This window comes from Flavobacterium sp. UBA5153 (genome assembly GCA_002413745.1).
In the GTDB taxonomy this organism is placed as follows: Bacteria; Bacteroidota; Bacteroidia; order Flavobacteriales; family Flavobacteriaceae; genus Flavobacterium.
Map to the genome: position 1 here is coordinate 48,125 of DHXP01000049.1, position 15,448 is coordinate 63,572.

General features: G+C 34.8%; 13 protein-coding genes and 1 tRNA gene. 7 read left to right on the forward strand and 7 right to left on the reverse strand.

What is annotated here, in order from left to right:
- Positions 1-95: 95 nt before the first annotated feature.
- On the reverse strand, positions 96-1,892 hold the full coding sequence (gene typA / locus B2145_RS09910; RefSeq protein WP_291101713.1) for a translational GTPase TypA: 1,797 nt from the start codon (positions 1,890-1,892) through the stop codon (positions 96-98).
- A 160-nt stretch (positions 1,893-2,052) separates the two neighbouring features.
- Here typA and B2145_RS09915 point away from each other — a divergent pair, with 160 nt between their 5' ends.
- Both B2145_RS09915 and B2145_RS09920 read left to right on the forward strand, forming a co-directional pair.
- Positions 2,053-3,771, forward strand: coding sequence for a PAS domain-containing sensor histidine kinase (locus B2145_RS09915; RefSeq protein WP_291101714.1), 1,719 nt, complete (start codon positions 2,053-2,055; stop codon positions 3,769-3,771).
- Positions 3,772-3,776: 5 nt separating this feature from the next.
- Positions 3,777-4,196 carry a response regulator gene (locus tag B2145_RS09920; protein ID WP_291101716.1) on the forward strand — a complete coding sequence of 140 codons (420 nt, stop codon included), beginning with the start codon at positions 3,777-3,779 and terminating at the stop codon, positions 4,194-4,196.
- Between the two features lie 51 nt (positions 4,197-4,247).
- On the opposite strand, the gene rpsT is transcribed toward B2145_RS09920, so the two are convergent.
- The 3 genes from rpsT to proS all read right to left on the reverse strand — a co-directional run bounded on the left by rpsT (position 4,248) and on the right by proS (position 6,164).
- Positions 4,248-4,499, reverse strand: coding sequence for a 30S ribosomal protein S20 (rpsT, locus tag B2145_RS09925; RefSeq protein ID WP_291101718.1), 252 nt, complete (start codon positions 4,497-4,499; stop codon positions 4,248-4,250).
- A gap of 36 nt (positions 4,500-4,535) precedes the next feature.
- Positions 4,536-4,607 (reverse strand) — tRNA-Glu (locus B2145_RS09930).
- A gap of 78 nt (positions 4,608-4,685) precedes the next feature.
- Positions 4,686-6,164 carry a proline--tRNA ligase gene (proS, locus tag B2145_RS09935; protein ID WP_291101720.1) on the reverse strand — a complete coding sequence of 493 codons (1,479 nt, stop codon included), beginning with the start codon at positions 6,162-6,164 and terminating at the stop codon, positions 4,686-4,688.
- 101 nt (positions 6,165-6,265) lie between these two features.
- Between proS and B2145_RS09940 the strand changes: the two genes are divergently transcribed.
- The 5 genes from B2145_RS09940 (at position 6,266) to B2145_RS09960 (ending at position 11,837) form a co-directional block, all read left to right on the forward strand.
- Positions 6,266-7,240 carry a hypothetical protein gene (locus tag B2145_RS09940; RefSeq protein WP_291101722.1) on the forward strand — a complete coding sequence of 325 codons (975 nt, stop codon included), beginning with the start codon at positions 6,266-6,268 and terminating at the stop codon, positions 7,238-7,240.
- A gap of 49 nt (positions 7,241-7,289) precedes the next feature.
- Positions 7,290-8,795: an OmpP1/FadL family transporter gene (locus B2145_RS09945; protein WP_291101738.1), complete on the forward strand. Its 1,506-nt coding sequence runs from the start codon at positions 7,290-7,292 to the stop codon at positions 8,793-8,795.
- Positions 8,796-9,067: 272 nt separating this feature from the next.
- Positions 9,068-10,369, forward strand: a complete 1,302-nt coding sequence (gene rimO, locus B2145_RS09950) for a 30S ribosomal protein S12 methylthiotransferase RimO (protein WP_291101724.1) — start codon at positions 9,068-9,070, stop codon at positions 10,367-10,369.
- A gap of 48 nt (positions 10,370-10,417) precedes the next feature.
- Positions 10,418-10,921, forward strand: a complete 504-nt coding sequence (locus B2145_RS09955) for a hypothetical protein (RefSeq protein WP_291101726.1) — start codon at positions 10,418-10,420, stop codon at positions 10,919-10,921.
- Between the two features lies 1 nt (position 10,922).
- Positions 10,923-11,837, forward strand: coding sequence for an N-acetylmuramoyl-L-alanine amidase (locus tag B2145_RS09960; RefSeq protein ID WP_291101728.1), 915 nt, complete (start codon positions 10,923-10,925; stop codon positions 11,835-11,837).
- A 120-nt stretch (positions 11,838-11,957) separates the two neighbouring features.
- Here the strand turns inward: B2145_RS09960 and B2145_RS09965 are convergent, their stop codons facing one another.
- The 3 genes from B2145_RS09965 to B2145_RS09975 all read right to left on the reverse strand — a co-directional run bounded on the left by B2145_RS09965 (position 11,958) and on the right by B2145_RS09975 (position 15,314).
- Positions 11,958-12,764, reverse strand: a complete 807-nt coding sequence (locus B2145_RS09965; protein ID WP_291101730.1) for a hypothetical protein — start codon at positions 12,762-12,764, stop codon at positions 11,958-11,960.
- Positions 12,765-13,243: 479 nt separating this feature from the next.
- Positions 13,244-14,596, reverse strand: a complete 1,353-nt coding sequence (locus B2145_RS09970) for an NAD-dependent succinate-semialdehyde dehydrogenase (protein WP_291101732.1) — start codon at positions 14,594-14,596, stop codon at positions 13,244-13,246.
- A 67-nt stretch (positions 14,597-14,663) separates the two neighbouring features.
- Positions 14,664-15,314 (reverse strand): GNAT family N-acetyltransferase, encoded by a 651-nt coding sequence (locus B2145_RS09975; RefSeq protein WP_291101734.1) that lies wholly within the window; start codon positions 15,312-15,314, stop codon positions 14,664-14,666.
- Positions 15,315-15,448 lie beyond the last annotated feature (134 nt).

Consider the following 15,448-nt stretch of genomic DNA (forward strand, 5'->3'; position numbering starts at 1 on the left):
TGAAAGAAAAAAATTTCGAATCTTATTTGATAAAAAAAGTAAAACGCATAAAAAAAGCCATTCGAAAGAATGGCTTTTTATTTTAAGATATAAAATTAGATTTTAAATCTTTTTCTATCAGTTTCTGTCAAATATATTTTTCTCAAACGAATAGATTTTGGAGTTACCTCAACATATTCATCTTTTTGAATGTACTCCAAAGCTTCTTCTAGTGAGAAAATAATAGGAGGGATAATCCTTGCTTTTTCATCATTCCCAGAGGAACGAACATTAGATTGTTTTTTCATTTTAGTCACATTCACGCACATATCATCGCTACGGGAATTTTCTCCAATTACTTGACCTTCGTAAATTTCATCATTAGGACTAACGAAGAATTTACCACGATCTTGTAATTTATCGATAGAATAAGGAATCGCTTTTCCGTTTTCCATAGAGATTAACGAACCGTTGTTACGTCCAGGAATTTCTCCTTTGAAAGGCTCATATCCTATGAAACGGTGTGACATAATAGCCTCGCCAGCTGTAGCAGTAAGCAATTGATTACGCAATCCGATAATTCCACGAGATGGAATATTGAATTTTATAATCATACGCTCTCCTTTACCTTCCATACTCAACATTTCACCTTTACGAATAGAAACAAATTCTACTGCTCTACCAGAAAGTGTTTCTGGTAAATCGATTGTCAATTCCTCAATCGGTTCACATTTTTTACCGTCAATTTCTTTGATGATAACTTGTGGTTGACCAATCTGTAACTCATACCCTTCTCTTCTCATTGTTTCAATAAGAACAGACAAGTGAAGTACTCCACGACCAAAAACCATAAACTTATCTGCTGAATCAGTTTCACCCAACTTCATTGCTAAGTTTTTTTCCAATTCTTTATTCAATCTATCTCTAATATGACGAGAAGTTACAAATTTACCCTCTTTACCAAAGAAAGGAGAGTCATTAATAGTAAACAACATACTCATTGTTGGCTCATCAATTGCAATAGTTTTTAATGCCTCAGGATTATCAAAACAAGCGATGGTATCACCAATTTCAAAACCTTCAACTCCAATTATTGCACAAATATCTCCAGCAATTACTTCTTGTACTTTTTTACGACCAAGACCTTCAAAAGTATGTAATTCCTTAATTCTTGATTTCATTATTTTTCCGTCTCTTTTTACCAAAGAAATCGGCATTCCTTCTTTCAAAACACCTCTTTCAAGACGACCAATGGCGATACGACCTGTAAATGCAGAGAAATCTAATGATGTAATCAACATTTGTGGTGTTCCTTCAGAAACTTTTGGAGCTGGAACGTGAGCTAATACCATATCTAATAATGGCTCGATATTTTCGGTGATGACGTTAAAATCATCGGACATCCAGTTATTTTTGGCAGAACCATAAACAGTTGGAAAATCCAATTGCCATTCTTCAGCACCTAATTCGTACATTAAATCGAAAACTTTTTCGTGTACTTCTTCAGGAGTACAGTTTTCTTTATCAACTTTATTAATAACCACACAAGGTTTTAATCCTAAGTCGATGGCTTTTTGCAACACAAAACGAGTTTGTGGCATTGGCCCTTCAAAAGCATCCACAAGAAGACAAACGCCGTCTGCCATATTTAGAACACGTTCTACTTCACCACCAAAATCAGCGTGACCAGGAGTGTCGATTATGTTTATCTTTGTTCCTTTATATACTACAGAAACATTTTTAGAAGTAATGGTAATACCCCTTTCGCGCTCCAAGTCATTGTTATCAAGAATTAAATCTCCAGCATTCTGGTTGTCACGAAATAAATGACAATGATACATAATTTTATCAACCAAAGTAGTTTTACCGTGATCGACGTGGGCAATAATTGCAATGTTTCTAATAGCTTCCATCTGTATTTTTTTGAGGTTGCAAAGGTACACTTTATTTTCATATAAAAAATCTTTCTATAATAGTTTACATTTTGTTAACTATTATTGTTAAAAAATAAACATCATAAAATAAGTTTTTAACGATGTTTAATAATTAAGTATAATTATTTATATTTGAATAATGAAAAACAAAACCAATCAAATAACCGTAATATATATACTTATATCCATGTTTTTGGCTATTGTCTGTAATAAATTATTCCTAGAATATATTTCTCCAATAAAATACCTTTCCTATAGTTTCATAAAAGACGCACTATTTATATTGATTTCCGGAATAATTCTTAAGTATGTCTTATCAAAAAACGACATTAAAAACTCCGCAGTTTTTAAAAAATTAAAGAATACAAATGATGAAATTAAAGAATCTAATGAAAGGTATGATATTGTGGCAAAAGCAACAAGTGACACCATTTGGGATTGGAAAATACAGGAAGACAGCCTCTTATGGAACAAAGGAATTGAAGTTGTTTTTGGGTATAAACAAGACGAAGTAGGTAAAAGCTCGAAATGGTGGTTTGATAATATCCATCCGGAAGACAGCATTAAAATGTCTATAAAACTATACTCATTTATAGAACAGAAAACCGAAAAATGGCAAGATCAATACCGATTTAAATGTGCTGATGGCTCCTATAAATACGTTTTGGACAGAGGATTCCTTTTAAAGGATGAAAATGGCAAAGCCGTAAGAATGATTGGAGCAATACAGGATATAACCAAGCAAAAAGAAGAAGAGCAACGACTAAAATTATTGGAAACCGTAATTACCCAAACAAAAGACTCCATAATCATCACCGAAGCCGATTTAAATGATGGTAAAATTCCAAAAATAGTATATGTAAATCCAGCATTTTCCATTATGTCCGGGTACCAGTCCAATGAGATTATTGGGAAATCCCCAAATATTTTAATGGGTCCAAATTCTGATAATAAAGAATATGAAAAACTAATCACTGCCATAAAAAACAGAGAAGAATGCCAGGTAGAAACCATCAGTTATACAAAAAACAAAGATGAATATTGGGTAAGTTTCTCCATGTTGCCTGTTTATAATTCAGATGGGGAACTTTCGCATTGGGTTTCGATACAAAGAGACATTTCAGAGGAGAAAAAACAAGAAGTAGAAAAAGAACAACTTATTCGGGAGTTAACACGAAACAATAAAGACCTACAGCAATTTTCCTACATTACTTCTCACAATCTTAGAGCCCCATTATCAAACTTAACCGGCCTGTTGAATTTAATCGAAGATATTCCCATCGAAAATCAAGAATTAAAGGAAATATTGGACGGTTTTAAAAAATCGACTCATTTATTAAATGAAACCATCAATGATTTAGTAAAAGTAATTGTCATAAAAGATAATCCATCCATTCAAAAAGAAGATATTGAATTAAAAGAGGCCTTTGAAAATGTCTTTAGCCAACTGGATTTTCTTATTGATTTACACAAACCCATTATAAAAATTGATTTTGAAAAAGCATCTTTTTTAAATACAAACAAGGCCTATCTAGAAAGTATATTATTAAATCTATTGACCAATTCCATAAAATACAAATCCGAAAATCAAAAATTAAAAATAACCATTACTACTAATCCCAATAAAGATGACGATACTATTACCATGGTTTTTAAGGATAATGGAATAGGAATCGATTTAGAAAGGAATAGAAATAAGATTTTCGGTCTTTATCAAAGATTCCATGATTACCCTGACAGCAAAGGATTGGGGTTATATCTCGTGAAATCGCAAGTAGAAACTATGGGAGGAACCATCGGTATTGAAAGTGAAGTTGATAAAGGAACCGAATTTACATTAACGTTTAAAAACAAATAAAAAATATGTTGGACACCATTTTATGTATTGATGACGATCCCATTACCATAATGTTATGCAAAATGGTAATTACAAAAGCCTCCTTTTCAAACAAAGTAATCACGGCATCTAACGGTGAAGAAGCCTTGCGCTATTTTAACACGCTCAAATCCCTGACTGATGACAATAAATCAACAACATACCCCCAATTAATTTTTTTGGATCTAAACATGCCTGTAATGGGTGGTTGGGAATTTTTGGATTGCTTTAATACCGAAGACTATTCTGATTTTAATGCCTCAAAAGTTATTATACTTTCTTCAACAATTGACCCGGAAGATTTAGAGAAGTCAAAAAAATACCCTATGGTAATTGATTTTTTATCAAAACCAGTTTCTAAAGAGATGCTTGAATATATAAAAACAAAATTTAATATTACTTCATAAAAAAAGCTCTCAAAAATGAGAGCTTTTTTTTATATCCATAAATTGTAATAGTTACAATTTAGAAACGTGTTTCGTTAATTTAGATTTCAAATTAGACGCTTTGTTATCATGAATGATATTCTTTTTAGCTAATTTATCAATCATAGAAATTACGCTCGACAATTTAGAAGCAGCATCTACTTTATCAGTAGCTATTCTTAATGCTTTGATTGCATTACGAGTAGTCTTATGTTGATATCTGTTTAGAACTCTTCTTTTTTCGTTGCTTCTAATTCTCTTTAAAGCTGACTTATGATTTGCCATTTTCTTGAATAATTTTTTCTTTATTAATTTTTTTTGTAGCCCGTAGCGGAATCGAACCGCTCTTACATGGATGAAAACCATGCGTCCTAACCGATAGACGAACGGGCCATACTTCTCTAATGCGGATGCAAAAATACAACTATTTTTTAGACGTGCAATAGTAGAAGCAAAAAAAATATTTTTTTTTTAATATGCCTTCGCAAACAAGACTCTTCCAACAGAAGGATTCCCAGTGAGAATACAGCTTCCAGCCTGCTCTACTCTATCTAAAGGTATGCATCTAATAGTCGCTTTTGTCAAATTCTTAATTTTCTCTTCGGTCTCCGCAGTTCCATCCCAATGGGCGGATACAAAGCCTCCTTTACCTTCTAATGCCTCCTTAAACTCCTCAAAACTATTCACTTCGGTAATATGCGTATCACGATATTCTAAGGCTTTATTGAATAAATCAATCTGAATTTGTTCCAAAAGTTTTTGGATATAAATTGCAATTTCATCCTTACTTATCGTCTCTTTCGACAAATTATCTCGTCTTGTTATCTCGAAAGTTCCATTTTCTAAATCTTTTGGACCAACAGCAATTCGAACAGGAACTCCTTTTAATTCCCATTCCGCAAATTTAAATCCTGGTTTTTGGGTAGTTCTGTCGTCATATTTTACCACAATTTTTAATTCTTTCAATTGTGAAACCAATATATTGACCGCAGCAGTAATTTCATCTAATTGTTCATCTGTTTTATAAATAGGAACAATAACCACTTGGATAGGCGCCAAATTTGGAGGTAAAACCAATCCTTTATCATCTGAATGCGTCATTACCAAAGCACCCATCAATCGGGTAGAAACCCCCCAAGAAGTTCCCCAAACGTATTCCTGTTTCCCTTCGGCATTAGCAAATTTCACATCAAAAGCCTTGGCAAAATTCTGTCCCAAGAAGTGTGAAGTTCCTGCTTGTAAAGCTTTCCCATCCTGCATTAATGCTTCGATACAATAAGTTTCTTCGGCTCCGGCAAAACGTTCGGTTTCTGTTTTGATTCCTTTTATAACTGGAATTGCCATGAAATTCTCGGCAAACTCGGCATATACATTCATCATCTTTTCGGATTCCTCAATAGCTTCACTTCTTGTAGCGTGTGCAGTATGGCCTTCCTGCCATAAAAATTCGGCGGTTCTCAAGAATAATCGTGTTCTCATTTCCCATCGCACCACATTTGCCCATTGGTTAATCAACAAAGGTAAATCTCTATAGGATTGAACCCATCCTTTAAAGGTGGACCAAATTATCGCTTCGCTTGTGGGACGAACAATAAGTTCTTCTTCGAGTTTTGCATTGGGATCAACCATTAACTTCCCAGGATTATCAGGGTCGTTTTTTAATCTATAGTGAGTCACGATAGCACATTCTTTAGCGAAACCTTCGGCATTTTTTTCTTCGGCTTCAAACATGCTTTTCGGAACAAACAAAGGAAAGTAGGCGTTTTGATGTCCTGTTTCTTTGAATTTTCTGTCTAATTCTGCTTGCATTTTTTCCCAAATTGCATAACCGTAAGGTTTGATAACCATACAGCCTCTAACTCCTGAATTTTCGGCTAAATCGGCTTTTACAACCAGCTCATTATACCATTTTGAATAATCGTCTGCTCGTGTGGTAAGGTTCTTGCTCATATTGAATAGTTTGGCACAAATTTTGTTTTATTTTTTTTAACTAAATAGTTCAGCAAAACTAACTATTTTTGTAGTGTGCAACAATAAAAAAACCCACAGATATGAAAACTAATATTTTTTCCTCCCGAAATGCCTCACTTTATTCACTAATTGGATTTTTGAGTATTCTGGTAACCTCTTGTGGCTCTTATCAAAATAGCTCCTATTATGATACTGATGGTATTTACGGAAATACTGAAAACAGAAATACTGAAAAAGTGGTTCAGGACAATAAAAATAATCACTACAAAGGTTATTTTAATTCCTTGCAGAACAATAATCAACCCACAGAAATTTTTACTGATGTAAATAATTATGGCAATTACAACACTTCAAACGATACTATCCAGAATTCAAACCAAGATTATGCCGATTGGGGAAACAATTCCGGAACAACTTCCATAAATGTTTACACTAATCCTTGGAATATGTCAATGGGATTTGGGTTTGGCTATCCTTATTATGGTTATGGATTCGGTTATCCTTATTACGGGTACGGTTGGGGCTATCCAAGTTATGGTTGGAATTATCCTTATTACGGATGGGGTTATTCCGGTTATGGTTACGGATATTCTGGTTATGGCTATAACAATTCTAATTATTCTTATAATCCAAGTCGAAGAGGTTCATCCTATTCCAATACAATAAGCGGCAGTAGGTATTCTCAAACAAAAACTAGCTCGGTAGCAAATACTGGTAATTACAGAACTTCCGCTCCTACTTCTAACGTATCCAGAAGCAGTTCGACTAATTATAGAAGTAGCCCAACAACTAATTACAGAAGTAATTATATTATTAATAATACCACTAGAAACAGTACTTTACTTAATAGAAGAAGTTCGCAAACTCAAAATAATTCGTCCAATTATCCTACAAGATCTAGATCAACATACACAAATACACAACAAAGTTCCAGCAATTCAACAAGAAACCAGAGTTATACTCCTTCAAGTTCAAATGACGGAGGGGGAAGGTCTTCTGGCGGTGGATCATATGGCGGCGGTGGTGGAAGATCTTCAGGTGGCGGAAGAAGATAATTATTTATTCCATTTCATAAAACAAAAACAAACCCTTACTCTACATAAAATGAAAAAGTACATATTCCTACTATTTGCCGGCTTCACTTTAAGCGTTGCCCAGGCACAAGAAATAACAGATGCTGTGCGATACGCACAAGACAACTTAAATGGAACGGCACGTTTTAGAGCTATGAGTGGTGCTTTTGGGGCTCTCGGCGGTGATTTGTCTTCCATAAACATAAACCCCGCAGGTTCAGCAGTTTTTTCAAATAATCAAATTGCGATAACCCTAAGCAATTACAACACAAAAAATAATTCCGATTATTTTGGAACCAAAACAACCCAAAAGGACAACTCATTTGACCCAAATCAAGCCGGTGGTGTTTTCGTGTTTAAAAACCAGAATTCAAATGGCAATTGGAAAAAGATTTCGTTGGCTATAAACTATGAAAACACGAATAATTTTAACAATTCATTGTTTTCTGCAGGAACTAATCCGACAAATTCAGCGGCTAATTATTTTTTATATTATGCCAATGGAGTACCATTAAATACTTTGGAGAACTCAACCTATGGGGAATTAGACCACGGTGCACAACAAGCTTTTTTGGGTTACCAAGGTTATGTTATAGATCCTGTTGACAGTAATAATCCAAATAACACCTCCTATACTTCAAATGTTCGTCCTGGCGGAAATTACTATCAAGAGAACAACATCTATACTAAAGGTTATAATGGAAAATTATCCTTTAATGCTGCAACATCCTATAAGGATAAATTATATTTAGGGATAAACTTAAATTCGCATTTTACAGATTATACCCAATCTTCCAGTTTTTATGAAGACAATAACAACACTTTGGATAGCAATGACAGGGTAAATAGATTGCAGTTTGACAATGAATTATATACTCACGGCACAGGATTTTCATTTCAAATAGGAGCCATTGCGAAAATAACCAATGAAATCCGTTTAGGATTGGCATACGAATCACCTACCTGGTATCATTTGAGTGATGAGTTATCACAAAAACTAGTGGCAGTGAGCAGTAATACGAGTGGCGAATTACCCCCAGATGTTGTAGATCCAAAAATCACCAATTATTATGCCCCTTACAAATTACAAACGCCAAGCAAGTTTACAGGAAGTTTTGCTTATGTTTTCGGGAAATCCGGATTAATAAGTATTGATTACGCCATAAAAGATTATAGCAACACTAAATTTCAGCCCGAAAACGACTCTTATTATAGAGACGTAAATAGCTATATGAGTGCTACCCTTAAAAGCACGAATGAATTGCGACTAGGTGCCGAATATAAAATTAAGGAATGGAGTCTGCGTGGCGGTTACCGTTATGAACAAAGTCCTTATAAAAATGCGACAACTATTGGTGATTTGAATGGTTATTCCGCAGGATTGGGATATGATTTTGGTTCAACCAAATTGGATTTGGCTTATTCATCAGCACAAAGAGATTCACAACAAGGATTTTTTAGTAATGGTTTTACTGATGGCGCCAAAATAAATTCGACAAATAATAACATTTCCTTGACTTTGTTGTTTGAATTGTAAAGCACCCTAAGCATGAAGGAGGGAACTTGTGATACTTAAAAAAAACAGATTTAAACCACTTTTGATTTTATACCAGAAGTGGTTTTTTTCGAAAGGTTGTTAAAACCCAAAAGTTTATAAAATAGCCCCGATAGCAATGAAAATCCCACGCTTTTGGACGTGGATTGCAATGAATAGCGGGACTAAAGGTTCATAAATAAACAAAGGTTGATGCTCCTAAAAATAAAAATCGTAATTTTGCCGACTTCCCAAATTATCGGGAGTATAAATCTATGAGAACCAAGTCTTTAAAAAAGAACAAAATCAACGTAATTACCCTTGGGTGTTCGAAAAATGTGTATGATAGCGAAGTGCTTATGGGACAGCTAAAAGCTAGCGGAAAAGATGTCGTACACGAAGAAGAAGGAAACATCGTTGTCATCAATACCTGTGGATTTATTGATAATGCCAAGGCAGAATCAATAAATATGATTCTGGAATATGCCGACAAAAAAGAACGGGGTTTAGTTGATAAAGTTTTTGTTACTGGATGCCTATCAGAACGATACCGCCCTGATTTAGAAAAAGAAATCCCCAATGTGGACCAGTTTTTTGGCACAACAGAATTGCCTGCTTTGCTAAAAGCTTTGGGTGCCGATTATAAACACGAATTGCTTGGCGAACGCTTGACGACAACTCCAAAAAATTATGCCTATTTGAAAATTGCCGAAGGCTGTGACAGACCGTGCAGTTTTTGTGCCATTCCAATTATGCGTGGCAAACACGTTTCGCAAACCATAGAAAAACTGGTGAAAGAAGCTGAAGGTTTGGCTAAAAATGGCGTGAAAGAACTGATTTTGATTGCGCAGGATTTGACTTATTACGGCTTGGATATTTACAAAAAACGTAATCTTGGCGAATTATTGGAGGCCTTGATAAAAGTAGAAGGTATCGAATGGATTCGTTTGCACTACGCCTTCCCTACCGGTTTCCCGATGGATGTTTTGGAAATTATGAAGCGCGAACCCAAGATTTGTAATTATATTGATATTCCGTTACAGCACATTTCGGATTCCATTTTGAAATCAATGCGTCGCGGAACCACAAAAGAAAAAACGACAAAATTAATACAAGAATTTCGCACGGCAGTTCCCGGAATGACAATCAGAACGACTTTGATTGTGGGTTATCCCGGAGAAACCCAGGAAGATTTTGAAATCATGAGAGACTGGGTTCAGGAAATGAAGTTTGAACGTTTGGGTTGTTTTACCTATTCACATGAAGAAAACACACATGCCTACTTACTTGAAGATGATGTTCCCGAAGAAGTGAAACAAAATCGAGCCAACGAAATAATGGAAATTCAATCGCAAATTTCATGGGATTTAAACCAAGAGAAAATTGGCAAAACATTCCGTTGTATCATCGACAGAAAAGAAGGCACGCATTTCGTGGGAAGAACCGAATTTGATAGTCCTGACGTGGATAATGAAGTACTGATTGACGCTTCGAAACATTACGTAAAAACCGGCGAATTTGTAATGGTAAAAATTACCGATGCAACCGAATTTGATTTATATGCAGAACCTGTTTAAATTTACGATATTTTTTTTTTGATAAACAACAATTTAAAAACACCAAACATGAAAACATTACAAATAATACTGGTAAGCACATTTTTGCTATTATCTATTAATACTATTTCTGCCCAATATGGTGGTTATGGCGGTGGTGGTTATGGTGGTGGTTATGGTGGTGGTGGTTATGGTGGCGGAATGAATCGAGGCATGAATCGAGACATGAATCAAGAAAGTCATCAGGAAAAACCAAAAGAAATTCCAGTGGAAGTAACAGTTGCCAAGATAATTGATGAAATGAAAACCGAAATCAATCTTGATGAACTTCAGACAATTGCAATTTCAAATGTTCTGACAGAAAGTATAAGAACTCAAGGTATATTACTGAAACAAGTTGCTAGCCAAGAGGATCAAATAAAAGATTTTAAAGCGCTTTCAGAAACTACTGACAGAAAGATAATGGAATTTCTGAACGAAGATCAAAAACCAAAATACCTTGCTTTTAAAGAAGACCGAAAAAACCAAAAGAAATCTCGTTCCGGAAGAAAACATAAAGACGAAACCAAATAGGATGAAACATTCAATAAGAAACCATTTTTATTACCTCATATTGGCAGTCATAATAACTTCTTGTTCCACAAATCCTTATAAAAAAAGTGAGAAAATATATAACGACAAATTAAATTCTTTAAAACAAACGATTTCAAAAAAAGAGGCAGTGCCTTTACAAAATGTCGTTGTTCCAGAAAAAAGTATTGATACGCTATATTTAAAACAATTGCTTACTTTTAAAGACACCATTTCAAAAATGGAAGCGATGCCTTTGCTAAATGGCATCAGCACAGAATGGATTGGGACAGTTAATTTCAATTTAAGGAAACCCAACTTTATCATCATTCATCATACCGCCCAAGATTCCTTGAAACAAACCTTGAAAACATTCACATTGACACAAACTCAGGTAAGTGCTCATTACGTGATTGCACAGGACGGCAGAGTTGTTCATATGCTGAACGATTATCTTCGGGCTTGGCATGCAGGAAATGCTTCTTGGGGAAAGAATACCGACATCAATTCGGCATCAATAGGAATTGAATTGGACAATAATGGAACGCAAGCTTTTTCGGAATTACAAATAAACAGTTTACTGGCTCTTTTGACCAAATTAAAAAAAGACTACAACATCCCTACGGAAAACATCATTGGACATTCGGACATAGCACCTGCCAGAAAACAAGATCCAAGCGCATTTTTCCCATGGAAAACATTGGCCGGAATGGGATTTGGTATTTGGCCAGATGAATTGTTAGAAACTGCTCCTTGCGATTTTAATATAGAACAAGCCTTACGGATTATTGGCTATAACACAAAAAATCTTCCGGCTGCTATTTCAGCATTTAAACTTCATTATATCCAAACAGAAGTCGATTCTGTCTTAGATGAAAAAACCATAAATACCATATACGATATTTACAAGAAACAATAATTGAAATTGGTTTAAACCAAAATAATAAAAACGGCTTTTTGATTCCTCAAAGAGCCGTTTTTCGTTAAAAAAAGCTGCCAAGACACTAAACAGCCTCTTGGCAGCAAAAAAAAATTAAATCTATTTGATGGTAAAAGTCATCCCTCCAGAAATGAAGTTGCGTTTCAGATGACCACTTGTGTTAAAATTCCCATTGTCATTATAAGTGTATCTTAAAAAGACTGGCAGGCTAAAACTTTCAGAAAACTTAATAGATTTAGCTGCATTTAAACCAACATTGGTAAATTTAAATCCATCGGTAACGTAATAAATGCTTGATTTCACTACTGCTCCAGCAAATGCTCTTAGATCAATGCCTGCGCTTGCTATGGATTGAGTATATCCCATTTCAGCATAAGAGGAATAATTTCGACTCCCACTATTGTTAAAATCATTTCCTGCTATCAAAGTATTCCATTGAAAATCCAAAGGAACCCCTTTGCTGGCAAAATTAAGCAAAAGCGAAAGGTCAATTGCCTGCGTAGAAGTATTATCATAATTGAAATACTTGCCTCTGGCTCCTGCAAAATCAAAATAATAATCACTCACCAATATTTTTGCAATTGAACATGTTTGATACGATGCATACCAATCGAATTCGTTATATGATTTATTAAATTCTTTTGCATCATTAGACAAATTGGTTGTGCCCCAAACTCCAAATGTAAATTTATCTGAAATAGTCAAAGATGCATAGGGTTGAAAAGCTACTTTACCAGTAGAATTTAGCGCAATCCCTCTCCATAAATAGGGCAAAACAACATCTACTGCGGCTGCAAATTTTACCGCTGATGAGGGTGGAACTGGAGCAACTTCCAGCGGTGCGTCTTGTGCAAATGTCAACGTACTTGTTAGCACTAAGGCTAAAATAATTACTGCTTTTTTCATGTTTAAATTGGTTTTGATTATTAATTTGATTTAATTTAATTCCTATCATTAATTTCATCTAGTTTTTTTTACTGAATAAACGAGATTATTAATGAATGTTTTGTCAAGAAATTTTCTTTTCTTGAGGCGAATTTATCATCTTTTTTTATACACAAAAGAAAAAAAATCCATTTTTTAAACCGAATTATCAAATCAAAAAAATCATTTCAAAAAAATACAATATCTGTATTTTAAACCAACTATTTTACAATATCAATAATACACTTATTTAAAACACCCCCATTTTTTTTCATAGCAAATACGTTTTAATTTTAATTTTAGGGTCTTTTAAACGCTAATTATAATAAAATTAAAATATAACTATTAAAAAAATAGGGGTAAATAAATTTATACAAAAATATTCGTTTTTTAAAACTATGTCAAAAAACATGTTTATAACTCCCTATACCCAAAAATAAATGAATGATTTTAATCAAAAACTATTCAATAATAATCGATTTCATATTCATAAATTCTCTGATGCCTATTGCTGATAATTCCCTTCCATAACCTGATTTTTTTATTCCTCCAAAAGGGATTCGAGAATCGGAACGCACCAATGAGTTTACAAAAACATTTCCTGCTTCAATTTTTCTGGCCAACCTATAGGCATTTTCTCTATCCTCAGTCCAAATTGCCGAAGCCAATCCATATCTGTGGTTATTGGCAATTACGATTGCATCACTTTCATCTTTGGCTCTTATAATTGTTGCCAATGGCCCAAAAGTTTCCTCTTGAAAAGCAATATTATTCGAGTTAACAAAATCAATTAATGTGGGTTGGAAATTACAGTTATCGCGTTCTCCTCCAACCAAAATCTTCGCGCCTTGTGTCAAAGATTTTTTCAACTGTAAACTTAATTTTTCAGCTAAATCCATACGTGCCAATGGCCCCATATTGATTCCATTCTGCAACGGATTTCCTTGGTTCAATGCATTGACCTTTTGGGCAAAAAGAGCCGAAAATTCATCGGCAACTTTTTCGGTAACGATAAAACGTTTGGCACAAATACAAGCCTGCCCAGCGTTGAGCATCCTGGATTGCGTGGCAACCGTTGCCGCTTTTTCTAAATTGGCATCGTTCAAAACTATAAAAGCGTCTGACCCCCCTAATTCCAAAACCGATTTTTTGATGTGCTTTCCAGCCAATGCCGCAACAGACGAACCTGCCATTTCGCTTCCCGTCAAGGTGATTCCGCACACAATATCCGAAGCTACCACACTTTCTACCTGTGGAATATCAATAGTTATTTGTTGGAAAACTCCTTCCGGAAAACCTGCTTCCAAAAAAGCATTTTCAATCGCCTTGGCACAACCAATAACATTTGGCGCGTGTTTCAAAAGTGTAACATTTCCCGCCATAATTGCAGGAGCAGCATAGCGCAATACCTGCCAAAAAGGATAATTCCAAGGCATAATGGCAAAAACTGCGCCCATCGGATCATAAACTGACATACTTTTGAAAGGCGTGTCGTAATGTTCATCCTTCAGCATTTTCTCCGCATTTTCGGCATAGAATTCACAGTTTCCTGCTGATTTTTCTACTTCTCCAATTCCTTCGGATAAAATTTTACCCATTTCATTGGTAATGAGTAATCCCAATTCCTCTTTTTTCGTCCTAAAAATATTGGCTAACTTTCGCATTTTATCGGCCCTTTCCTGAAAAGAGGTGGTGCGCCAGTTCTTGAAAGCACTTTCGGCTAATTCCAGTTTTTGATTCAATTGCGTATTGGTCAACACTTCGTGTTCTGCTATTACCGTCTGTGTGAATGGATTTATTGATTTGAATATCATTATTTTTGGTTTAAAATTTTTGAGTTTAGTACTAAACTGCGACTGAATACTGCGAACTGGTTACTATTTAATGATTCTCACTTAATTTCGTGCTCGGATCCAAAGGCCAATACATTAACACCGAACAATTTCCGCTTCGTGGATCGTCTAAATAATCAAATAATGGTTCAACCAAAATAAAGCCACATTTGGTTTGAGCCGTAACGGTTGGATCAATGATTTTACCTTTTATCAATTTATCACAATATTCTGCGATGGTCATTTGGTCCTTTACTTTGTCAAATCCAATGGGCATTCCGGCAGTCATTTGACCTTTAGTCCCCAATGTTATCGCTACTTCTTGACGCGCATTATAAATTTGCCTACCAATTCCTTTTCCCTGATAATCAGGATGAACCGAAACATCCAATCCATAAAGCCAATCCGCTTTTGGATCATGGGTTCCCAACCATAAATTATCCGAAATTCCCAAAAAAGTGTGGTGTCCTTTGTGATAATTTTGAAGCAAAGTAGTCGTTGAAGCAATGACTGTATCTCCATCTAAAACCAGCATTTGGCCTTCCTGAAAAATCTCTATATGTCTTTTGTATTGCTCTTCCGTCATCAATTCCTCTTCCGATAAAGTAGGAAAAACAATTTTTTGAAGTTCTGCCTGTTGCTTTGCGTATTCTGGCGTGGCAGTTTGTAAAGTGTATTTGCCTAAAATTTCTTTTTTCATACTATTTTAAGAAATATATAACATTTTTATAACCTTTTTATATATTTACCCGTTGGGTGTAATTAGTTTTTGAGGATAATTTTCGTCAGTTCGAGTGATTTTCGATAGAAAATCGTATCGAGAACTAGAAAATT